Source organism: Lysobacter capsici, assembly GCF_014779555.2.
GTDB lineage: Bacteria > Pseudomonadota > Gammaproteobacteria > Xanthomonadales > Xanthomonadaceae > Lysobacter > Lysobacter capsici.
Genome location: NZ_CP094357.1, coordinates 2,468,311 through 2,489,867 on the forward strand (window position 1 = coordinate 2,468,311; position 21,557 = coordinate 2,489,867).

Below are 21,557 nucleotides of genomic sequence, written 5' to 3' on the forward strand. Positions count from 1 at the left end.
ATGAGCAGCGTTGCCGAGATCAGCATCAAGCGGCCGATCACGACCATCATGTTGTTCGTGTCGATGTTCGTGATCGGCCTGATCGCGGCGGTGCGGCTGCCGCTGGAGTCGCTGCCGGACATCACCGCGCCGTTCCTGCTGGTGCAGTTGCCCTACGACGGCTCCACCCCGGAAGAGGTCGAACGCACCATCCTGCGCCCGGCCGAGGAGGCGTTGGCGACGATGACCGGGATCAAGAGCATGCGCGGCAGCGCCAGCTCCGACTCGGCCACCATCCAGATGGAGTTCAAGGACTGGGACCGCGACATCGCCATCGCGGCCTCGGAGGCGCGCGAGCGCATCGACGCGATCGTCGACGATCTGCCCGAGGGCTTCCAGCGCTACTTCGTGTTCAAGTGGTCCAGCGGCGACCAGGCGATCCTGCAGGTGCGCCTGGCCGGCGACATGGATCTCAGCCGCGAGTACGACCTGATCGACCGCGAGTTCAAGCGCCGCCTCGAACGCATCCCGGGCGTGGCCAAGGTCGAGATCGGCGGCGCGGCGCCCAGCGAGGTCGAGATCGCGATCCTGCCCGACCGCATGGTCGCGCACGGCGTGGATCTCAATACCCTGACCAAGAGTCTGCAGGCGCTGAATTTCTCGATTTCCGCCGGCGAAATCGAAGACGGCGGCCGCCGTCTGCGGGTCCAGCCGATCGGTCAGGTCGCCGATCTGGAACAGTTCCGCAACCTGGTCATCAACACCAGCGGCCTGAAGCTGGGTGCGATCGCGGACGTGCGCCTCAAGCCCGCGCGTCTGGAAACCGGCCGGCGCCTGGACGGACGCCCGGCGATCGGCCTGGACATCTACAAGGAGCGCAGCGCCAACCTGGTGGAGGTGGCGAAGCTGGCGCTGGCCGAGGTCGAGGCGATCCGCGCCCAACCCGCGCTGCGCAACATCGAAATCAAGGTGGTGCAGAACCAGGGCGAGGACGTGACCAGCTCCTTGCTGGAACTGGCCGAGGCCGGCGCGATCGGCCTGCTGCTGTCGGTGGCGGTGCTGTTTTTCTTCCTGCGCCATTGGCCGTCGACCTTGATGGTGACCCTGGCCATTCCGATCTGTTTCGTGATGACCCTCGGGCTGATGCATTTCGTCGGCGTCACCCTCAACGTGCTGTCGCTGATGGGCCTGCTGCTCGCGGTCGGCATGCTGGTCGACAACGCGGTGGTGGTGGTCGAGAGCATCTATCAGGAACGCGAGAAGATGCCCGATCAGCCGCAGCTGGCCTCGATCCTGGGCACCCGCCACGTCGCCATCGCCCTGTCGGCGGGCACGCTGTGCCACTGCATCGTGTTCCTGCCGAACCTGATCGGCGAGACCAACGACATCAGCATCTTCATGTCGCAGATCGCGATCACCATCTCGGTGTCGCTGCTGGCCTCGTGGCTGGTCGCGGTCAGCCTGATCCCGATGATCTCCGCGCGCCTGAAAACGCCGCCGGCGGTCAACACCACCACCGGCCTGATCCCGCGGCTGCAGCGCGTGTACGCGCGGTTCCTGCGCTGGACCCTGGAGCATCGGGGCCTGAGCGTGCTCGGCATCGTGCTGGTGGTGGCGATCAGCCTGGTGCCGATGACCCAGACCAAGTTCGACATGTTCGGCAACGAGGGCGGCAAGGAAGCGTTCATCCAGTACCACTGGAAGGGCAGCTACACCCGCGAGCAGATGTCGATGGAAATCCTCAAGACCGAGCGTTTCCTGGAGGAGCACCGCAAGCAGTACCACATCAAGCAGATCTATTCGTTCTTCAGCGAACAGGGCAGCGAAGCCGGCACCCGCCTGCAGTTCCACGAGAACGAGGTCAAGAACACCAAGCCGGTGGTCGACGCGATCGCCAAGGCGATGCCGAAATCGGCCAAGGCCGAGATCAGCATGGGCCAGGACGAGGGCAGCGCGCAGGGCGGCGGCAACAACGTCCAGGTGCAGCTGGTCGGCGACTCCACCGAAACCCTGAGCGAACTGGCGAACGACATCGTGCCGATGCTCGCGCGCCGGCCCGAACTGCGCGATGTGCGCGTGGACGTGGGCGACCGCAATACCGAGCTCAACGTGAAGGTGGATCGCGAGCGCGCGGCTTCGTTCGGTTTCAGCGTCGAGGAAGTTTCGCGCTTCGTCGGCCTGTCGCTGCGCGGCGCCCAGTTGCGCGATTTCCAGCGCGGTGATACCGAAGTGCCGGTGTGGGCGCGTTTCGCCGGCGCGGAGAGCTACGGCATCGAGAATCTGGCCGAATTCACCGTGCGTTCCAGCGACGGCCGCAGCGTACCGCTGCTGGCGATGGTCGACGTCAACGTGCGCCCGACCGCGAGCCAGATCAATCGCAACAACCGTCAGACCACGCTGACCGTGCTGGCCAGCCTCAACGGCAAGGCGACCACGCCCGATGCGCGCAAGGCGATGGAGGAAACGCTCAAGAAGGTGTCGTTCCCGGCCGGTTACAGCTACAGCTTCGACGGCAGTTCGTTCGAACGCGACGACGACGCCGGCAAGCAGATGATGATCAACCTGGTGCTGGCGCTGGTGATGATCTACGTGGTGATGGCGGCAGTGTTCGAATCGCTGTTGTTCCCGGCGGCGATCATGAGCTGCGTGGTGTTCTCGATCTTCGGCGTGTTCTGGCTGTTCTGGCTGACCGGCAGCTCGTTCACGGTGATGGCCTTCATCGGCATCCTGGTGCTGATGGGCGTGGTGGTGAACAACGGCATCGTCATGGTCGAGCACATCAACAACCTGCGCAGGCGCGGCATGTCGCGCAACGAGGCGTTGGTGGAGGGCAGCCGCGAGCGTCTGCGCCCGATCATGATGACCATGGGCACCGCGATCCTGGCGATGGTGCCGATTTCGCTCAGCGACACCGTGGTGCTGGGCGGCCTGGCGTACTCGCCGATGGCGCGCGCGGTGGCCGGCGGCCTGGCGTTCTCCACCGTCGTCAGCCTGCTGTTCCTGCCCACGATTTACGGCATTCTCGACGATATGCGCGCCGGTACTTCCGCGCTGGTGCGGCGCGCGCGCGGTGCGCGCGCGGCCGCGGGCGGCACGGCCGAAGCGGCGGTCTGAGCGTCGCGGGTCAGCGGCTTGGCAACAGGCCGTTGATCACGCGCGCGATCTGCGCGGCATCGGAATCGACCAGCAACTGGTCTTCGACCAGGATGCTGGGCGTGTATGCGGCGAAGACGCGGGTGCGGGCGTCGATCGAGGCCTGTTCGCGCTTGAGCGCGGCGCTGTCGAGCTGCGCCAGAAGCTCCGACGGCAGGCCGATCTGACGGGCGATGCCGCCGAGCACGGCGTCTTGTTCGATGTCCTGCTTCAGATCGAAGCGGGCGCGATACAGCGCGTCGCGCGCGACCGGCCCCAGGCCCGCGCGCTTGGCAAGCAGGAACAGCCGCTCGGGACGGCCCGAGCCCGAGCGCGGCGTCACCGCGGTCTGCTCGATGCTCAAACGCTCGCCGTATTTGGCCGCAAGCGTATCCAGGCTGGGTTGGAAACGCTTGCAGGCGGGGCAGTGGAAACTGATGGCGACCTCGATCCGCACCCGCTGCAGCGAATGCGGCCGCAGCCGCGACACCACCGCGTAGTCGCCATCGATCTGGGCGATGCCGGCGGGAGGTTGCGGTCCGCAGGCGACCAGCGCGGCGACCGTCAGGCCGATGCCCGTCAGCCGCGCCCATCGAACCGCATGAAGCGGCTCGCGGCGGAGTGTGTTTGCTGCGTTCAAGATTCGATCCCGTGCGTTGGGTCGCATGCGAAGCGGGGCGCGACCGCGTCGAGCGATTCGCATTTTCACGTCGGAAGCGGGATCGGCGCGGAACCGATCCCGCCCCGGCGTATTACTGGATGCAGTTGCCGCCGAAGTATTCGTAGATCGGGAAGTACTCGCACACCCAGGCCGGCGCGAACTCCAGGCGCTCGTCGAGTTCTTCCAGTTTCAGTTCGTTGCTGTCGATCGGGGCGTCCATGGCTTTCTTCGCGGTTGGCCGCGGCCACGATGGCCGCGACGGTGGAGCATCGGCCGTCCGTGGGGCGGCGTTCGGCCTTCATGCAACGCCGACACGGACCGCGTCGGCGATCGTTACTGGGTGCAGTCCAGGCCCCAGAAATCGGTGAACCACTCGGCGTTCTCGCACAGCCACGCCGGAGCGAACTCGAGGCGTTCGTCCAACTCTTCCAGTTTCAGATCGGTATCCAGGTTTTCGTTCATGCTCGGACAGTCCATTTTGAGGCCGCGCTTCGGGTAGTGCTCAACCAGGCCGGCGGCGTGACCTGGCGTTGTTCGCGAGCCGGCGCGCTACCGCCAGCAGTTGATAGAGGAGGAAGCAAAGCAGTACCAGCGACAGCCAGCGCGAGGGCTGGCGCAAGATGTCGGACACGATGCCGGCGGCGTAGGAATCGGCGATGGCGTGCAGCAGGCCGGAGGCGTGGCGGAAGGACAAAATCAGGACCGCGACCACGACGGCGGCATTGCTCAGTTGATACGCCAGGCGCAAGCGCGCCTTGCGGCCGGTGGCGTCGGGTTGCCTGCACTCGCGCAGTAATTTGGCGTCGAACTTGCCCAGGCGCGGTTCGCGCAGCAGATCGCTCAGCACCCAGTACCCGTCGGTGCGCGCGAACGGCATGAACTGGGTAAGCGTCAAAATCACCGACAGCGCGCCGGCCATCTGCAGTGCCGGATATCCGGCGATCGCGCCGAGCAGCATCAGCGCGGTGGCATAGATCGCCTGGAAGTACACGCCGCCGAGGTTGACCACCACGCGCGCGCGCACGCTCAGGCGCCAGGCGCGCGAGACGTCGGCGTAGAACACCGGAATCGCGCCGAGATAAAGGCCGGCGCCGATGGCGCCGGCGGGTTGGCCATGCCGCACCAGCGCGCCGGCATGGCCGAACTCGTGAATCGCCGCGCCCAGCAGGATCAGTGCGAACGCAGCGATGGATTGGTCCAGGCTCAGCCAGGTCGCGGCCAGGCGCTCGCCGAACACCGCGATCGCCAACACCGGCGCGGCCAAGGCGGCGAGCAGGCCGAGCGCGGCCCACGGCAACACGAAGGCGTGCCGGGCGATGTTCGCGAACGGGGCGACGCGCTCGGGCGACAACACCGTGCGGCGGAACAACAGCCGAGGCGGAGCGGCCGGCGAGGGCGTCAGCGTGAGCGCGGCGAGGCAGCGCGAAGCCTGGGCGAGGAACGCCGCTTCGGCCAGGCGACCGCCTTGCGCGGCATAGCGAGCATAGGCTTGCGCGCCGTTTTGAGCTTCGCAAAGCGCGCGGATGACCAGCGCGATTTCCTTGCCGGCGACCAGATGCTTGCCGGCGGCGTTGCCGATCAGGAACTCGCCGTTGGGCCAGGTCTGGATCTGGATGCCTTGCAGCGGCAGTCCCGCATCCAGGATGGAGGTTGCGGGCTGGTCGTTGGAGTCGGCGCAAGGCACCGGGACAGCCGGCGCGTCGTCGCTAGCGGTGCTTGCCTCATCCATGGCGTTATGCGCGTGGCCTACCGCGGATCTGATCCATCCGGTGTCGAACTATCGGGCGGCTCCAGCGTCAAGTCAACGGCGAAAACTGACAGGTCGGCCGCGCCGCGCAATCGTTATCGCCGTAGCCGCGCACACGATGGTTCGCTTGAATAACCGCGTTCGTGGCGCGCCATCGCGAACGGCGAGGGCGTCGATGAACCATGCGCCGCCAGAATCGTGCCGCGTCAGCCAACCAGCTTGCTCGCAATCCGAAACCCGGCGATCCAAACCCCCACGCCGGTGCCGATATTGGTCAGCATGAAGTTCAACACCACACGTGCCACCCGGTTGCGATACCAGCCCTTGAGCGTCTGCGCATCGTCGCGTAGGGCCATGAAGTCGCCGTAAGCGGGCTTGCGCTGGTGCACTTCGACCAGCGCGCTGAGCGCGCCGGTCGGTACGCCGGGACGGAACGGTTTGAGCGGCGCGACCACCGCCGCGGTGATGACGCTGAAGGGATGACCGCCGGCCAGCAGACAGCCCAACGCGGCCAGGCCGCCGGTGTACAGCACCCACTGCAGCAGCAGGTCCGCGCCCATCGCCACGCCGCCTTTCCAGAAGCCCCAGGCGATGCCGGCGAGGATCAGGCTGGTGATCACGATCATCACCCACGGCACCTTGCTCTTGGTCGCGACCTGTTCCAGCGCGGTGCGTTGCGCGACCGGGTCTTCGGTGTCTTCGCGCAGGTGCCTGGCCAGCCCTTGCAGATGGCCGGCGCCGACCACCGCCAGCACTTCGCGCGCGTCGCCGTGGGTCTCGCGCAGACGCGCGGCCATGTAGCGGTCGCGTTCGGCGATCACGGTTTCGTACAACTGCGGGCTTTCGGCGGCGAATTCGCCGAAGCTCGATTCGAGCATGTCGCCCTGCTTGAGCTTCTCGATTTCTTCCTCGCCGACCTCGTCGGCGGCGAACAGGCCGCTGATCAGGCCGACGCCGAGCTTGGCCCGGCCCCAGAACCCCAGCTTGCTGGACGCGCGCTTGAAGGTCAGGCCGACTTCGCGGTCGATCAGATGCACCGGCAGCTCGCGCTGGCGCGCTTCGAGCACCGCGCGCTTGAGTTCGGCGCCGGGCTCGATGCCGAGCTGCTCGGCGAGGCGGCGCTGGTACGCGGCCAAGGCCAGGTTGGCGGCGAACAGCGCGGTCTTGCCCGAGCGGATCACCTGGATCAGGTCGAGCTTGGCCAGCGCGTCGGGGTCGGTCAGCGCCTGCAGGCGCTGCGCGTCGAGTTCGACCGCGACGGCGTCATAGCGGCCGCTGCCGACCGCATCGCGGACCGCGTCGACGCTGGCCTGCGACACGTGCGCGGTGCCCAGCAGGGTGTAGCGGACGCCGTCGCGTTCGACGATGGCGTGCGGTTGGCCGTGCAGGCCGTCGTTCAGCGGTTCATTCATTCGGATGGGGGCTTCTGGCTCGCGCGGCGAGGTGCTGTGCCGGAGCACAGAAAGGCCCGCAGCATAGAGGTCGGGCAGGGGTGCCGGCAAACCCGCGACGGCGGTCCGGGCATGGGCAAGCGGCGCGGCGCGCGGGCCGGTGGTTTCGACGGCGCGGCGGCGAATGCGTACGCGCGGCGCGGCGCCCGTGGCGATGAGTCGTGTCGGCGGTATCCGGCCCGCGAGCGCCGGGTGACCACGGCGCCCGCCCGCATTCGCGATCGGCACAAACCGCAAAGCGAACGGTCTGGCCGAAGCCGGAGGGGTGAAGCCCCGACCAGACCGATCGCATGTCGCACCAGCTCCTACTCGTTACTCACTGCTCTCTACTCGTTTTTCGATTGATCGATTGATCGATCGAGCGCCATCACTCAAGCAAACCCATAAGGCAGATTCTCGCTGGACACCACCTTGTCCCCGACCGGTTCGCCGTGCAGGAAACGCAGCGCCGCGACGATCACGCCGCCGTCGTCGGCGATGCGGTTATGGCCCAGGCCCTGAGTGCTGAGCAGGCGCGAATCGGGCCAGTAGCGCGCATAGCGCTCGCCCTCGGCCCAGGGCACTTCGCGATCGTCCAGGTCGTGCACGATCAGGGCCGGGCGGGCGATGGTCGGGGCATTGCGGTGCGCCTGCTGCGAATCGAAGCTGATGCCGATGCGCGCCTCGAAATACGCGAACATGCGGCGGCACAGCTCGTCGTCCACCCACAGGAAGCGCGCGAAGCGTTTGACCGCGGCGACCGGATCGGCCGCCGGCGCGATCAGCACCGCGCGTTCGGCGCGCAGGCCGCGCGCCATCGCCAGCAGCGCCGCGGCGCCGCCGAGCGAATGGCCGATCACCGCCGCGGCCGGGCCGTAGTGTTCGCCGACCTTGTACAGATGGCGGGTGAAGTCGGGCAGGGTGGCCAGGCGCCCGCCGCTGCGGCCGTGACCGGGCTGGTCGAACGCGACCACCGCATAGCCTTCGGCGCGCAACTGCGGCAGCCACTTGGCCACGCGGGTGCCATGGCTGGACCAACCGTGCGCGAACAACACATACGGCTGACGCTGCGGATCGCCCCAGACATAGGCGGCGATGGCATGGCCGTCGATGTCGAGCGTGTCTTCGCGCGCGTCGAAGGTCGGCGCGGCCAGGGCGCGCCGGCGCGAGGACGCGAACGGGGTGCAGAACAGGTCGGCGGCGCGGCGCGTGGTCGCCTCGGGCGCCAACCAGCCGCCGAAAACGAAGCTCAGGCGCAGGCCGTATAGCTTGATTACGTTACGAACGGTCGTGCTAATTTTGGCGATAAGCGGGTACATGCCGGACCTCGTCGGGCGCTCAGGCGGTGGGGGAGGACGCGTAGGAGCGGATCAGGCGCTCGAAGGCGCGCCGGCCGCGTTCGGTGGCGGCGTCGAAACCGAACAGGCCGGCGTCGTGGTGGACGATCAGCGCCAATCCGTAGATTTCGAACGCGAGTTGCTCGGTATCGGTGTCGGCGCCGAGTTCGCCGGTGTCGATGGTCAACTGCACGGCGTGGCCCAGGACCTGGCGCCAGCGCTTTTGCTGTTCGACCACCCAGTCGCGCAGGGGGCCGGGCCGGTCGTCGTACTCGCTGACCGCGCCGAGCAGCACGCAGCCACCGTCGGTGTGCCGCGACCAGTCGAACCAGGCATTCACGATGGCGCGCAGACGCACCAGGCCGCGCGGCTGCTGCAAGGCCGGCAGCAGCACGTAACCGGCGAAACGCTGTCCGGCCATGTCGAGCACGGCGAGCTGCAGATCCTCGCGCGAGCCGAAGTGGGCGAACACGCCGCTCTTGGACATGCCGACCGCGGCCGCGAGCGGGCCGATCGACAGCCCTTCCAATCCGGCCGAACAGGCGATGCCGTAGGCCTGTTCGAGGATCGCGTCGCGGGTGGCGGCGCCTTTGTTGGTGGCGGTCAGGGTCGACATGGGCTGAAAAATAGCACGTCCGTTCGTTTTATTGTTGCCGTTCGTCGGCCGCGAGTGTGCGGATCGAGTAAGGCCGAGCGCCGGCTTGATGTCGAGAGTGCGCTATTCGCGTGCGTGGGCCATCGGTCTTAAGGCACAGGTGGGTGCGTGCGGATGCGGCGGCGGTCGAACGAGGGGCTACGTTGAATGGAGGCGGCGTCGAATGCAGTGGGCGGGGCGGACTGCGAGGGCTCACGGCGCTCGCGGGTTTATTTGGCCGGTACACGGCCGTGGCGCAGCCGCAGTGCTCAGGAGCGGGTTGAGCCCATCCAAAGACCTTATACGGATTGGTACGGCTTTTCTGGAACGGCCGCTCTGACCGGACACTTTGGACTGAATCGGACTTCAGCCACGGACAGCCAGGCGCCACGCCGAGCACGCGACCCGAGATCAGAAACGGCCCCGGTTGATACCGAACCACCGCTACTAGACGACCGGTCTAATGGCCGCTAATGTGGCCGCCATGAATGCCACTCCCGCCACCGCCGATGTGCGCCAGCACATCCTCGACGTCGCCCATCCCTTGCTGTTGCGCAAGGGCTTCACCGCGGTCGGCCTGGCCGAGATCCTGAGCGCGGCGCAGGTGCCGAAGGGCTCGTTCTACCACTACTTCGGCTCCAAGGAAGCCTTCGGCGAGGCCGTGCTCGAGGCCTATTTCGCCGATTACCTGGGGCGGATGGACGAGTTACTGGCGCAACCGGGCACGGCGGCGCAGCGAGTGAGCGCCTATTTCCACGACTGGCTGGATTCGCAGACCGGCGACGAAGCGCAGAGCCGCTGCCTGGTGGTCAAGCTCGGCGCCGAGGTCTGCGATCTGTCCGAAAGCATGCGCGCGGCGCTGGCGCGCGGAACCCGCGGCATCACCGACCGGCTGGCGCGCTGCATCGAAGCCGGTCGCGCGGACGGCTCCCTGGCGGCCCCTCGGGATGCCGCCCAGGCGGGCGCCGAGCTTTACCAGAACTGGCTCGGCGCCAGCCTGCTGGCCAAGATCACCCGCGATCGCACGCCGTTGGACACCGCCATGGCCAGCACCCGGCAATTGCTGGGGCTGGTCGCGACCGCCTGAGGCGGGAGGGCGCAGGCCATCCCGTCTTTTCTTCGCCTGTTTCATAGACGACCGGTCTATTTAAGCCGTGCAACCCACCCGAGTCGGCTCTGCCTCAAGCCCCCACGCGCTTGACGGCCCGCACCGACTCACCCGATCTCCCACGCCCACCGGACCTCATCCCATGCCGCAAAGCGACACCGTCAATCGCCGCTTCCTTCTCGCCGCCCGCCCGCAAGGTTTGCCGACCGCGCAGGATTTTCGCCTCGACCAAGCCGCCGTACCGGTGCCGGCCGAAGGACAGGTGCTGTTGCGCACGCTGTATCTGTCGCTCGACCCCTACATGCGCACCTTGATGGAAGAAGGCGGCACCTCGTATGCGCCCGGCGTGACCCTGGGCGCGCCGATGATCGGCGGCACGGTCAGCCGTGTGGTCGCGTCCAGGCATCCGCGGTTCCAAGTCGGCGAGCTGGTGCTCGCCAACGCCGGCTGGCAGGACTACGCCTTGTCCGACGGCCAGGATCTGACCGCGCTCGGCGCGATGGCGCAGCCTTCGCGCGCGCTGGGCGGGCTCGGCATGCCGGCGTTCACCGCTTACGTCGGCCTGCTCGATATCGGCCAGCCCCGCCCGGGCGAGACCGTGGTGGTGGCCGCGGCGACCGGCGCGGTCGGTTCGGTGGTCGGGCAGATCGCCAAGCTCAAGGGCGCGCGCGTGGTCGGCATCGCCGGCGGCGCCGACAAATGCCGGTATGCGGTCGAGACCCTGGGCTTCGATGTCTGCCTGGATCGCCACGATCCGCAGTGGGCCGCGCAACTCGCCGCGGCCTGCGCCGACGGCATCGACGTGTATTTCGAGAACGTCGGCGGCGAGGTGTTCGACGCGGTGCTGCCGCTGCTCAACCTCGGCGCGCGCGTGCCGGTGTGCGGACACATCGCCGACTACAACCGCCAAAGCCTGCCGGCCGGGCCCAACCGCCTGCCGCTGCTGATGGCGACGGTGCTGCAACAGCGCATCCGCATGCAGGGCTTCATCATCCTCGACCACTATGCGGACCGCTTCGAAGCCTTCCGCCGCGACATGGGCGAATGGATCGACGCCGGTCGCGTGATCGTGCGCGAGGACGTGATCGACGGCCTGGAGAATGCGCCGGAGGCGTTCATCGGTCTGCTCGAAGGGCGCAACTTCGGCAAGTTGGTGGTGCGGGTTTCGGAGGATTGATCCGACGCCGGTGAACTGCTTCCGCTCGCGATGATGCGATCGGAGGTCGGGTGGCCCGGCGCAGTTCGAACCGTCGCGATGAAGCATCGATGCGATCGGAACGAAAGGCGTCGGGCTGACGCAAGCCGGCGAGCCACCGACCTCAAGCCGCGTCTGCGCGTTGAACGATCGGCTTACTTCAAACCGGGCACGTTCTCATCGGGCTCGCCGACATTGCCGTCGCCGAGCGGCCGCAGCATCTGCACCGTGTCCAGCCAGCGCCCGTGTTTGCGGCCCAGGCCATGAAACACGCCGGCGAGCTTGAAGCCCAGGCGCTCGTGCAGCGCCACCGAGGCGGCGTTGCTGCCGTCGCCGATCACCGCGACCATCTGCCGGAACCCCAGCGCGGTGCAGTCGTCGATCAGCCGCAGCATCAGCGCGCGGCCGATGCCGCGGCCGTGGAAGGCCGGTTCGATGTAGACCGAGTTCTCTACCGTCCAGCGATAGCCGATGCGGGTGCGGTAACTGGTCGCGTAGGCGTAACCGGCGAAGGCGCCGTCGCATTCGGCGACCAGGTAGGGATAGCCCGCGTCGACGATCGCGCGCCAGCGCCGATGCATTTCGGCCAGGTCGGGCACGTCGTACTCGTAGGTCGCCAGATGCTCGCGCACCTCGACCGCGTACAGCGCGTGGATCGCGGCGAGGTCGCTTTCGACCGCCGGGCGCAGTTGCAACGACGCGGGCGCGGCGGGGCTCAATCGCGGTACCGCTTGAGCAGGTCGGCGTAGGCGTCGATGCGGCGGTCGCGCAGGAACGGCCAGATCCGCCGCACGTGCTCGCTGCGGCCCAGATCGACATTGGCCATCACGATCTCCGGCTCGGCGGTCTGGGCCTGCGCCAGATACTCTCCTTGGGGCCCGAGCACATGGCTCGACCCCCAGAACTGGATGCCCGAGGCGCCGATCGGCGAGGGCTCATGGCCCACGCGATTGACGCTGAGCACCGGCAGCCCGTTGGCGACCGCGTGGCCGCGATGGCTGAGGATCCAGGCCATGCGCTGACGGTCTTTTTCGTCCTGCTGATCGTCCGGGTCCCAGCCGATCGCGGTCGGGTACAGCAGCAGATCGGCGCCGGCCAGCGCCATCAGCCGCGCGCCTTCCGGGTACCACTGGTCCCAGCACACCAGCACGCCCAGGCGGCCGACCGAGGTGTCGATCGGCTCGAAGCCGATGTCGCCCGGAGTGAAATAGAACTTCTCGTAGAAGCCCGGATCGTCCGGGATATGCATCTTGCGGTACTTGCCGGCGATGGAGCCGTCGGTCTCATAGACCACCGCGGTGTTGTGGTACAGCCCGGCCGCGCGGCGCTCGAACAGCGAGCTGACCAGGACCACGCCGTGCTGCTTGGCCAGCGCGCCCAGGCGCTGGGTGCTCGGGCCCGGGATCGGCTCGGCCAGATCGAACTCGGCCACCGATTCGTGCTGGCAGAAATACGGCCCGTTGTGCAGTTCCTGCAGCAGCACCAGCTTGGCGCCTTGCCTGGCGGCTTCGGCGACGCGGCTTTCGATGTTGGCGAGGTTGGCCTCGCGCGAGCCGTGGTCGCGGTCCTGGATCAGGGCGACGGGGAGGGTGGTGGGCTTCATCGTCGGGTCGCAATCACGAGCGTGGGGCCGATCATTGTAAAGCCGAAGACCGCGACTGCTCCGTCGCGCGATCGGCCTCGCGCGACGGGCGCCGGATCAGCCGGCGGCTTCGAGCGGACAGTTGCGGGGATCCTCGACGGTCAGGTCCGACGGCGCTGCGTCGGTGCCCTGGTCCAGCACGCGCAGCTCGCAGGTGTGCGGCCGGTGTTGCTCCTGGATGATTTCGTAGCTGTGGCCGGCCTGTGGAATGAAGCTGGCCAGATTGCGGCAGGTGCCGTGGGTCATGTACATGCCCGGCGCGCTCGATTGATCAGGCGGGCCGCCGACGCTGTATTCGTGCAATCCGGCGATCAGGTAGAGCCGTTGGCCGGCGTCGACCACGGCGGTTTTGTCGACGGTCGCGTAGGTGAGCATCCAGCCCAGGCGCCCGGTTCCCGTCGATCGCGAGCATCGACTGTCGCGATAACCGGCGTACACCTGCAACGAACGGCCGCCCAGGTGCATGGCGCCCCGGCTCATGTTCAAGGTGGCGGTGCCGCCGCCCGGCGATTGGGGCTTGTAATAGCGCGGGCCGCAGCCGCTGAGCAGGCCGGCCGCGGCGAGAGCCAGACCGGTAGCAAGGATGGTTCGACGCATGAGATCCCCTGAGCCGCGCGCGAATGGACGGTCGTGTACCGGTGCCGGAGATTGTCGCAGCGGGACCTGTTCGGCAAGCCTCGCGGTTTGGGCCGTGGATGGCCTGGGGCCAATGGCCCGCGTTACAGACAAATCGGCCGCCGAAGCGGCGGCCGATGTCTGCGTTGGCTGAGGACGAAGCGAGACCTAGCCCGCCACCACGCCGCGCGGCAACTGCATGGTCACGCAATGCAGGCTGCCGTTCTGCCAGATCAACGGCCGGCAGGGCACGGCGACGATCTCGCGATCCGGGAAGGCCTGCGCCAGCACCGCCTGGGCCTCGCCGTCGCGGGCGTCGCCGTAGGCCGGCATCAGCACGGCGCCGTTGACGATCAGGAAGTTGGCGTAACTGGCCGCCAGCCTTCGGTTTTCGTCGATGATCGGCTGCGCCCACGGCAGTGCGAACAGGCGGTACGGCTGGCCGTCGCGGGTGCGCAGGGCGGCCAGCTCGGCGGCCATGGCCTGCAGTTCGTCGTAATGCGAATCCGAAGGATCGTCGCAGCCCTGGTAGACGATGGCGTCGACCGCGGCGAAGCGGGCCAGGGTGTCGATGTGGGCGTCGGTGTCGTCGCCCTCCAGGTAGCCGTGGTCCAGCCACAGCACCCGGTCCTGATGCAGCCAGGCCGACAGCTTGGCGGTGATGTCTTCGCGGCTGGCGTCGGGGTGGCGCTCGTGCAGGCACTGCCAGGTGCTCAGCAAGGTGCCGGCGCCGTCGGTCTCGATGCCGCCGCCTTCCAAAGCGAAATCAATGCTTTGGCGCTCGCTGTTCGCGAAGATTCCCTGATCGCTGAGCCGTTCCACCAGCAGATCGTCCTGGCTGGCGTCGAACTTGCCGCCCCAGCCGGTGAAGCGGAAATCCAGCAGGCGGAAGCCGTCGCCGGCCTTGAGCGTGATCGGCCCGGAGTCGCGCAGCCAGGTGTCGTCGTAGGGTGCGTCGATGAAACGCACCGCGCCCATGTCGATCCGCGCCGAGGACAGGCGCGCGCGGGCATACGCCTGCACGTCGTCGTCGGCCACGCAGATCAGCACCGGCTGGAAGCGGGTGATGGCTGCGACCAGGGCGATATAGGTTTCCTCGACCTCGCCCAGGCGATCGGCCCAGTCGGTGTCGGCGTTCGGCCACGCGATAAGGACCGCGGATTGGGGTTCCCACTCCGCGGGGAAGCGCAATGCGTTGTTAGTCATAACCTCAAAGGATAGGCGGTTTCGGCCCGACTTCGTTCGCATCGGCCTTGTTCGCCACCACGTCGATCACCCGGCTCTTCTCGAAATACACGGTGAAGGCCGGATAGACCCAGCGGTTGATCTGCGGCCACTGCCGCTTCTGACCGCCGCGCGCTTCCAGGCGCTGGGTCGGCTCGCCGTAGCGGGCCTTGACCTGGTCCATGCCTTGACCGCGCACCGGCAGCAGGGCCTTGCCCTCTTGCTGCACGCGCTCGATCAACAGGGTCTCGGCCGAGGCGGCGCCGGACAGGGCGAGCAGGGCAAGCAGGGGTGCAACGGCAATGCGCAGTTTCATGGCAAATCCACCTCGTCAAAGGACGCGGGATTCTAGGCACAAGGTGACGCTTAACGGCAGCGTGCGGCCGTCACGTTTTTGCGAAGCGGTTGGGCGCGAGGGGTGGGAGAACGAAGAAAGCCGCCTCGCGGCGGCTTTCGACTTGAACCTCATGCGGCCGGTTGGGCCGCAGGCGGGTCTCAGCGCTGACGCGCCTTGAAACGCGGGTTCGACTTGCAAATCACGAAGACCTTGCCGCGGCGGCGGACGACTTTGCAGTCGCGGTGACGGGCCTTCGCCGACTTCAGGGAGGACAGGACCTTCATGACAGACCTCGGCAAAAATAGGTGAAAGAAACGGGGTGGAAAAGTTAGCCCGCGATTGTACCGGATAAATCTTCGTCCGATCAAGCGCTTGCAGGGAAAAAATTCACTCGGCGCGAGCGGGGCGGAGCGATACGCTCAATTCAGGGGCCAATTGCGCTGTCGGCGGCGGTTCGGCCGGCCGGCCGTCGCGTGCCGGCGGACGGCCTCGGAGCCGAGGATGCGGGGGCCGATCCGTCGCTCGGGCCCGGATCGCGTCAGGTCGAGGCGGACCGAAACCGCTTCCAGCCCCCGCATAATAGGACGCATGAATAATGCATCCTCTGACAGCAGCACCATTCCCGTCCTGACCATCGACGGGCCCTCGGGCTCGGGCAAGGGCACCATCAGCCGCCTGGTCGCCCAGCGCCTGGGCTGGCATTACCTGGATTCGGGCGCCCTGTACCGCGCGGTCGGCGTCGCCGCCGGCTGGGCCGATCTGGACCTGGCCGACCCGGCCGCCCTGGTCCGCTGCGCCTTCGACACCCGCATCGGCTTCCGCGACGACCCGTCCGGCGAGCTTCGGGTGCTGGTCAACGAGCAGGACGCCACCGACGAGCTGCGCACCGAGACCGCTGGCGCGGCCGCCTCGGCGATCGCCGCGATTCCGGAAGTCCGGGCCGCGCTCAAGGATCGCCAACGCGCATTCAGGCAGGCGCCGGGCCTGGTCGCCGACGGACGGGACATGGGCACGGTGATCTTCCCGGACGCCCCGTTCAAGGTCTTCCTGACCGCCAGCGCCGACGAACGGGCGGAAAGGCGCTATAAGCAGTTGAAAGACAAAGGGGTTTGCGTTACCTTGGACGGTCTGCTGCGGGAGATTTTGGCCCGCGACGCCCGCGATGCCCAGCGCGCGGTGGCTCCCTTGCGACCGGCTGAAGACGCCGTCCGCATCGATACCACCGGTCTGGGAATCGACACGGTAGTCGAACAGGTGCTGGCTTTGTTGCCTGCGCGCTGAACGGCCATCGAGCACGGCGCGAGCCGATCGTCCGCGGCAGAGATACGCAACAAACGTTTCACAAAAAATCTCAGCAACAAAAACCCCGTCGCAATCCTGCGGCGGATCAACCAACAACACATGGTGCAGTTCCATCGCGCCACATAACGGGTGGGTCGACCACGTTCTGCTTGCGTTGCCACGACGGCAACGATGTCAAACGGTGCGGCCCGTGTGTTCAACCGAGATATTCAATCCAATGACCGAATCATTTGCCGAACTGTTCGAAGCCAGCCAGCAATACCTGGCCAAGCTGAAGCCGGGCGCCATCGTCACCGGTACCGTTGTGGAAGTCCGCAGCGACGTGGTGGTGATCAACGCCGGCCTGAAGTCCGAAGGCATTGTGCCGATCGAACAGTTCCGTAACGACGCCGGCGAGATCGACGTTGCCGTGGGCGACGAGGTCAAGGTCGCACTCGACTCGATCGAGAACGGCTTTGGCGAAACCGTGTTGTCGCGCGAGAAGGCCAAGCGCGCGATGGTGTGGGACGAGCTCGAAGAGGCGCTCGAAAAGAACGAGACCATCACCGGCCGCATCAGCGGCAAGGTCAAGGGTGGTTTCACCGTCGACATCAAGGATGTCCGCGGCTTCCTGCCCGGTTCGCTGGTGGACGTGCGCCCGGTGCGCGACTCCGCCTACCTGGAAGGCAAGGAACTCGAGTTCAAGCTGATCAAGCTGGACCGCAAGCGCAATAACATCGTCGTCTCCCGCCGCGCGGTGGTCGAGAGCGAGTACAGCGTCGAGCGCGAACAGCTGATGGAGAAGCTGCAGGAAGGCGCGATCCTCAAGGGCGTGGTCAAGAACCTCACCGATTACGGCGCGTTCGTGGACCTGGGCGGCATCGACGGTCTGCTGCACATCACCGACATGGCGTGGAAGCGCGTGCGTCACCCGTCGGAAGTGGTCGAAGTCGGCCAGGAACTCGACGTGCGCGTGCTCAAGTACGACCGCGAGCGCAACCGCGTCAGCCTCGGCCTCAAGCAGCTGGGCGAGGATCCGTGGGACAACATCGCCCGTCGCTACCCGGCCAACACCCGCGTGTTCGGCAAGGTCAGCAACGTCACCGATTACGGCGCGTTCGTCGAGATCGAGCCGGGCGTGGAAGGTCTGGTCCACGTGTCCGAAATGGACTGGACCAACAAGAACGTCAACCCGTCCAAGATCGTGCAGGTCGGCGATGAAGTTCAGGTCATGGTGCTCGACGTCGATGAAGAGCGTCGTCGTATCTCGCTGGGCATGAAGCAGGTCACCTCGAACCCGTGGGAGACCTTCGCGGCCATCCACAAGAAGGGCGACAAGGTCGAAGGCCAGATCAAGTCGATCACCGACTTCGGCATCTTCATCGGCCTGGACGGCGGCATCGACGGCCTGGTGCACCTGTCGGACATCAGCTGGAACACCACCGGCGAAGACATCGTGCGCAACTTCAAGAAGGGCGACACGCTGGAAGCCGTGGTCCTGGCCGTGGATCCGGAGCGCGAGCGCATCTCGCTCGGCGTCAAGCAGCTCGAGCAGGACCCGATGGGTCAGTACGTCGCTTCCAACGCCAAGGGCTCGATCGTCAAGGGCGTGGTCAAGGAAGTCGACGCCAAGGGCGCCACGATCGAACTGGCCGATGGTATCGAGGGCTACGTCGCCGCGCGCGACATCGCCAAGGAACGCGTCGAAGACGCCTCCACGTACCTCAAGGTCGGCCAGGAAGTCGAAGCCAAGATCATCGGCACCGACCGCAAGGGCCGCAGCATGCAGCTGTCGATCAAGGCGAAGGACGAAGCCGAGCAGCAGGAAGCGCTGTCGGACTACAACCACCGCGCTTCGGAAGCCTCCAGCGGCACCACCAGCCTCGGCGCGTTGCTGCGCGAGCGTCTGGGCGGCAAGTCCGAGTAATCGCGGGCTTTACGTTCCATCGAAATACGGCCGGGATTCGTCCCGGCCGGCGGTATCCGCGTCGCGGTCCGGCCCAGCGCCGGCCGCGATGCGACACCGGGACGGTCCGGCCACGCCGGCCGTCTTCGGTCTGCGGCAGGGGATCGCGGCGTTCCGCGATGTCGCAGGCACTCTTCAACGACCTTCATAAGGCCAGGCAACACTCCGCATGACCAAGTCCGAGCTCATCGAGATCCTTTCGCAGCGTCAGGCCCATCTCAAGGGCGACGATGTGGATCTGGCGGTGAAGGCATTACTGGAAATGATGGGCGGCGCCTTGTCGGCCGGCGAGCGGATCGAGATCCGCGGCTTCGGCAGTTTTTCGCTGCATTACCGTCCGCCGCGCCTGGGCCGCAACCCCAAGACCGGCGAATCGGTCGCGCTGCCCGGCAAGCATGTCCCGCATTTCAAGCCCGGCAAGGAATTGCGCGAGCGCGTCAGCGGCGTTACGCCGTTGGACGAGGAAAGCTGAAAGTTCAGGAATGAGTGGCGGCTGCGCCGCCTTGAGGAGTGAGGAACGAGTGGCGTCTTCGCCGCCGGTCCGCTCCCGATTATTTGTATGTACCGGCCGCACTGGCCGAGGGGGCAGGGCGATCGCGCCCCGGCTCACTCCTCACTTCTCTAAACTCGTTTTTCCGGTTCCGGCCGCACCGGCCGAGAGGCGGGCGCCCGCGCCCTGACTCACTCCTCACTCCTCTAAACTCGTTCCTGCCCCCCAGGCCCACACGCCGCGCGCGTGCGCGTCCGTTAAGCTAGGGCCGACACGCACGAGACCGTGCAAGACCGTTGGAAACCCCCATGCGCGTGATCCGCCTTCTCATCGCCCTGGTCTGCCTCGCGGCAGGGGCGATTCTCGGCGCCCTCAATCGCCAGATCGTCAGCATCGATCTGGGCGTGGGCTTCATCCCGGCGACCTCGCTCGGCATCGCCCTGATCGTGGCGCTGCTGATCGGCGCGCTGATCGGCGGCCTGGCGATCAGTGCCAGCGTGGTCCTGCCGTTGCGCCGCCGGCTCGCCCGCGCGCAGCGCACCACCGTGGCGCCGCCCACGATCGCCGGTCCCGAGGTCTGAGCATGGAATTCATCAGCCAGTGGTTCTGGTTCTTTCTGTTGCTGCCGATCGCCGCGGTCAGCGGCTGGGTGGTCGGCCGGCGCGGCGGCGAACGGCACAGTGACAACCAGGTCAGCCGCCTGTCCACCACTTACTTCCGCGGCCTCAACTACCTGCTCAACGAACAGCCCGACAAGGCGATCGAGATCTTCCTGCATATCGCCGAGCTCGATAAAGACACCTTCGAGACCCAGGTCGCGCTCGGTCATCTGTTCCGCCGCCGCGGCGAGGTCGACCGGGCGATCCGGTTGCATCAGGCGCTGGTGCAGCGGCCGGGCCTGAGCGATCAGCAGAAGGTGCAGGCGCTGCTGGCGCTGGGCGAGGACTACATGCGCTCGGGCCTGCTCGACCGCGCCGAGACCGTGTTCAGCGATCTGGTCGCGCTGGACCTGGCGCCGCTGGCGCTGCGTCATCTGATCGGCATCTACCAATCCGAGCGCGACTGGGACAAGGCGATCGAGAACGCCCGGCGCTACGAAGCGGCGACCGGCGAGCCGATGGGCAAGCTGATCGCCCAGTTCGAATGCGAACTGGCCGATCGCCATCGCGCCGCCGGCGACAGCGAGGCCGCGCGCGCCGCGATCAAGCGCGCCTACGAGGCAGACGCCAACTCGGTGCGCGCCGGCATGCTCGAGGGCCGGGTCGAGGTCGAGGCCGGCAACGATCCGGCCGCGATCCGCGCGTTCGAGCGGGTCGCCCGCGCCGATCCGGACTACCTGCCCGAAGTGCTGCCGTCCCTGCTCAGCTGCTACGAGCGCGACGGCGACGCCACCGGCGCGCGCGCGTTCCTGGCCGAGATGTGCGAGCACTACCGCGGCATCGCCCCGGTGCTGGCGCTGACCCGCATGGTCGAGGCCGAGGACGGCGTGCCGGCCGCGCGCGCCTACCTGGCGCGGCAGCTCAAGGACCGCCCGTCGGTGCGCGGCGAAGCGGCGCTGATCGATCTGACCATCGCCGAGAACGCCGACCCGCTGGCGACCCTGCACGATCTCAAGCACATCACCGACCAATTGCTGGTGCGCAACCCGAGCTACCGCTGCAAGAGCTGCGGCTTCGGCGCGCGCAGCCACCACTGGCAATGCCCGAGCTGCAAGGAGTGGGGCACGATCAAGCCGCTGTTGAACTACGCGGTGGTCTGACGCATGTGGCAGTGGATCGCGATCTATGCGGCGCTGGGCGCGGCAGGGACCTGGCTGGCGCGCGTGTACGCATTGCGCAGCAACATGATCGACCAGCCCGGCGAACGCCGCAGCCACAGCGAGGCGACCCCGCGCGGCGGCGGCATCGCCATCGTCGCGGCGGTGCTGATCGCCGCGGTCGCGCTGGGCATTCGGTTTCCCTCGCACGCGCCGCTGGTGTGGGCGTTCGCGCTGGGCCTGCTGATGGTCGCGGCGATCGGCTGGGTCGACGATCACCGGCCGCTGTCGCCGTGGCTGCGGCTGGGCGTGCATGCGCTGGCCGCGGCGGTGTTCGGCTTCGCGATCTGGTCGGTGCTCGGCGACGTGTGGCTGGCGCTGGCCGCGTTCGTGCTCGCGGTCGGCCTGACCAACGTGTGGAATTTCATGGACGGGATCAACGGCCTGGCCGCCTCGCAGGCGGCGCTGGTCGGGTTCGCCCTGGTCGGCCTGGGCGGCGCGGTCTGGAACTGGCTGGCGCTGGCCTTGATGGCGGCCTGCCTGGGCTTTCTGCCGTTCAATTTCCCGCGCGCGCGGATCTTCATGGGCGATGTCGGCAGCGGCGCGATCGGCTACGCCGTGGCCGCCTTGACCGTGGTCAGCGCAGGGATGCTGGGGCTGCGTTCACAGGGTGGGCTGACCACCGGCCTGGTGATGGCGATGATCCCGCTGGCCGCATTCATGATCGATTCCTCGCTGACCTTGCTGCGGCGGGTGAGGCGCGGTGAGCGTTGGTGGACCCCGCACACTCAGCATGCTTATCAGGTCTGGGCGAGGCACATCGGGCACACACGCGTGACCCTTGCCTATGCGGTTTTCACACTGCTGGCCTTACTCTCCATACGGCTTGTGACCGAAGTCCGAATCGGTTTCATGCTGTGTATGGGGGCCGGATGGTATATATCCGGCGCTTTTTTTTGGTGGCTGATCCAGAAGACCGGGACTCGATCCGACGGTCGCGGCCGCTGACGCATACCCGACCGT

22 protein-coding genes are annotated in these 21,557 nt (G+C 67.1%); 9 read left to right on the forward strand and 13 right to left on the reverse strand.

Annotation, left to right across the window (positions count from 1 at the left end; all coding sequences use genetic code 11):
• On the forward strand, nucleotides 1-3,093 hold the full coding sequence (locus IEQ11_RS10405; RefSeq protein ID WP_191820990.1) for an efflux RND transporter permease subunit: 3,093 nt from the start codon (nucleotides 1-3) through the stop codon (nucleotides 3,091-3,093).
• A gap of 10 nt (nucleotides 3,094-3,103) precedes the next feature.
• Here the strand turns inward: IEQ11_RS10405 and IEQ11_RS10410 are convergent, their stop codons facing one another.
• From IEQ11_RS10410 to IEQ11_RS10430, 7 genes are all read right to left on the reverse strand, one after another.
• On the reverse strand, nucleotides 3,104-3,751 hold the full coding sequence (locus IEQ11_RS10410) for a thioredoxin domain-containing protein (protein WP_191820991.1): 648 nt from the start codon (nucleotides 3,749-3,751) through the stop codon (nucleotides 3,104-3,106).
• A gap of 112 nt (nucleotides 3,752-3,863) precedes the next feature.
• Nucleotides 3,864-3,992, reverse strand: a complete 129-nt coding sequence (locus IEQ11_RS25880; protein ID WP_257720857.1) for a hypothetical protein — start codon at nucleotides 3,990-3,992, stop codon at nucleotides 3,864-3,866.
• A 113-nt stretch (nucleotides 3,993-4,105) separates the two neighbouring features.
• Complete coding sequence (locus tag IEQ11_RS25885; RefSeq protein WP_257720858.1) at nucleotides 4,106-4,234, reverse strand: hypothetical protein; 129 nt, start codon at nucleotides 4,232-4,234, stop codon at nucleotides 4,106-4,108.
• 40 nt (nucleotides 4,235-4,274) lie between these two features.
• Complete coding sequence (locus tag IEQ11_RS10415) at nucleotides 4,275-5,501, reverse strand: zinc metalloprotease (RefSeq protein WP_191820992.1); 1,227 nt, start codon at nucleotides 5,499-5,501, stop codon at nucleotides 4,275-4,277.
• Nucleotides 5,502-5,725: 224 nt separating this feature from the next.
• A complete protein-coding gene (locus IEQ11_RS10420) occupies nucleotides 5,726-6,931 on the reverse strand; it encodes a TraB/GumN family protein (RefSeq protein WP_046656425.1) in 1,206 nt (401 codons plus the stop codon).
• A 410-nt stretch (nucleotides 6,932-7,341) separates the two neighbouring features.
• The gene (locus IEQ11_RS10425; protein ID WP_191820993.1) at nucleotides 7,342-8,268 is read right to left on the reverse strand and encodes an alpha/beta hydrolase; all 927 of its coding nucleotides are present in this window, start codon (nucleotides 8,266-8,268) and stop codon (nucleotides 7,342-7,344) included.
• 19 nt (nucleotides 8,269-8,287) lie between these two features.
• A complete protein-coding gene (locus IEQ11_RS10430; protein ID WP_057921449.1) occupies nucleotides 8,288-8,902 on the reverse strand; it encodes a TetR/AcrR family transcriptional regulator in 615 nt (204 codons plus the stop codon).
• Nucleotides 8,903-9,404: 502 nt separating this feature from the next.
• Here IEQ11_RS10430 and IEQ11_RS10435 point away from each other — a divergent pair.
• Together IEQ11_RS10435 and IEQ11_RS10440 are read left to right on the forward strand one after the other, a co-directional pair.
• Nucleotides 9,405-10,007 carry a TetR/AcrR family transcriptional regulator gene (locus IEQ11_RS10435; RefSeq protein WP_046658990.1) on the forward strand — a complete coding sequence of 201 codons (603 nt, stop codon included), beginning with the start codon at nucleotides 9,405-9,407 and terminating at the stop codon, nucleotides 10,005-10,007.
• A 163-nt stretch (nucleotides 10,008-10,170) separates the two neighbouring features.
• The gene (locus tag IEQ11_RS10440; RefSeq protein ID WP_191820994.1) at nucleotides 10,171-11,205 is read left to right on the forward strand and encodes an NADP-dependent oxidoreductase; all 1,035 of its coding nucleotides are present in this window, start codon (nucleotides 10,171-10,173) and stop codon (nucleotides 11,203-11,205) included.
• A gap of 173 nt (nucleotides 11,206-11,378) precedes the next feature.
• Here IEQ11_RS10440 and IEQ11_RS10445 read toward each other — a convergent pair whose 3' ends face one another.
• The 6 genes from IEQ11_RS10445 to ykgO form a co-directional block, all read right to left on the reverse strand.
• Nucleotides 11,379-11,942: a GNAT family N-acetyltransferase gene (locus tag IEQ11_RS10445; protein ID WP_191820995.1), complete on the reverse strand. Its 564-nt coding sequence runs from the start codon at nucleotides 11,940-11,942 to the stop codon at nucleotides 11,379-11,381.
• Nucleotides 11,939-12,826, reverse strand: a complete 888-nt coding sequence (locus tag IEQ11_RS10450) for a carbon-nitrogen hydrolase (RefSeq protein WP_191820996.1) — start codon at nucleotides 12,824-12,826, stop codon at nucleotides 11,939-11,941. Before IEQ11_RS10450 ends, IEQ11_RS10445 begins: the two co-directional genes overlap by 4 nt.
• Nucleotides 12,827-12,922: 96 nt before the next feature.
• The gene (locus IEQ11_RS10455; RefSeq protein WP_191820997.1) at nucleotides 12,923-13,462 is read right to left on the reverse strand and encodes a hypothetical protein; all 540 of its coding nucleotides are present in this window, start codon (nucleotides 13,460-13,462) and stop codon (nucleotides 12,923-12,925) included.
• Between the two features lie 186 nt (nucleotides 13,463-13,648).
• Nucleotides 13,649-14,686 carry an agmatine deiminase family protein gene (locus tag IEQ11_RS10460; RefSeq protein ID WP_191820998.1) on the reverse strand — a complete coding sequence of 346 codons (1,038 nt, stop codon included), beginning with the start codon at nucleotides 14,684-14,686 and terminating at the stop codon, nucleotides 13,649-13,651.
• Nucleotides 14,687-14,690: 4 nt separating this feature from the next.
• Nucleotides 14,691-15,020, reverse strand: a complete 330-nt coding sequence (locus IEQ11_RS10465) for a hypothetical protein (protein ID WP_036103150.1) — start codon at nucleotides 15,018-15,020, stop codon at nucleotides 14,691-14,693.
• 179 nt (nucleotides 15,021-15,199) lie between these two features.
• Nucleotides 15,200-15,325 carry a type B 50S ribosomal protein L36 gene (ykgO, locus tag IEQ11_RS10470; protein WP_010342887.1) on the reverse strand — a complete coding sequence of 42 codons (126 nt, stop codon included), beginning with the start codon at nucleotides 15,323-15,325 and terminating at the stop codon, nucleotides 15,200-15,202.
• Between the two features lie 304 nt (nucleotides 15,326-15,629).
• Between ykgO and cmk the strand changes: the two genes are divergently transcribed.
• The 6 genes from cmk to IEQ11_RS10500 all read left to right on the forward strand — a co-directional run bounded on the left by cmk (nucleotide 15,630) and on the right by IEQ11_RS10500 (nucleotide 21,542).
• Complete coding sequence (gene cmk, locus IEQ11_RS10475; protein WP_046656433.1) at nucleotides 15,630-16,322, forward strand: (d)CMP kinase; 693 nt, start codon at nucleotides 15,630-15,632, stop codon at nucleotides 16,320-16,322.
• A gap of 238 nt (nucleotides 16,323-16,560) precedes the next feature.
• Nucleotides 16,561-18,249: a 30S ribosomal protein S1 gene (gene rpsA / locus IEQ11_RS10480; RefSeq protein WP_036103144.1), complete on the forward strand. Its 1,689-nt coding sequence runs from the start codon at nucleotides 16,561-16,563 to the stop codon at nucleotides 18,247-18,249.
• Nucleotides 18,250-18,457: 208 nt separating this feature from the next.
• A complete protein-coding gene (locus IEQ11_RS10485; RefSeq protein WP_036103140.1) occupies nucleotides 18,458-18,760 on the forward strand; it encodes an integration host factor subunit beta in 303 nt (100 codons plus the stop codon).
• A gap of 326 nt (nucleotides 18,761-19,086) precedes the next feature.
• The gene (locus IEQ11_RS10490) at nucleotides 19,087-19,359 is read left to right on the forward strand and encodes a lipopolysaccharide assembly protein LapA domain-containing protein (RefSeq protein ID WP_057921454.1); all 273 of its coding nucleotides are present in this window, start codon (nucleotides 19,087-19,089) and stop codon (nucleotides 19,357-19,359) included.
• Between the two features lie 2 nt (nucleotides 19,360-19,361).
• Nucleotides 19,362-20,537: a lipopolysaccharide assembly protein LapB gene (lapB, locus tag IEQ11_RS10495; RefSeq protein ID WP_036103137.1), complete on the forward strand. Its 1,176-nt coding sequence runs from the start codon at nucleotides 19,362-19,364 to the stop codon at nucleotides 20,535-20,537.
• Between the two features lie 3 nt (nucleotides 20,538-20,540).
• A complete protein-coding gene (locus tag IEQ11_RS10500) occupies nucleotides 20,541-21,542 on the forward strand; it encodes an MraY family glycosyltransferase (RefSeq protein ID WP_191820999.1) in 1,002 nt (333 codons plus the stop codon).
• Nucleotides 21,543-21,557: the final 15 nt, after the last annotated feature.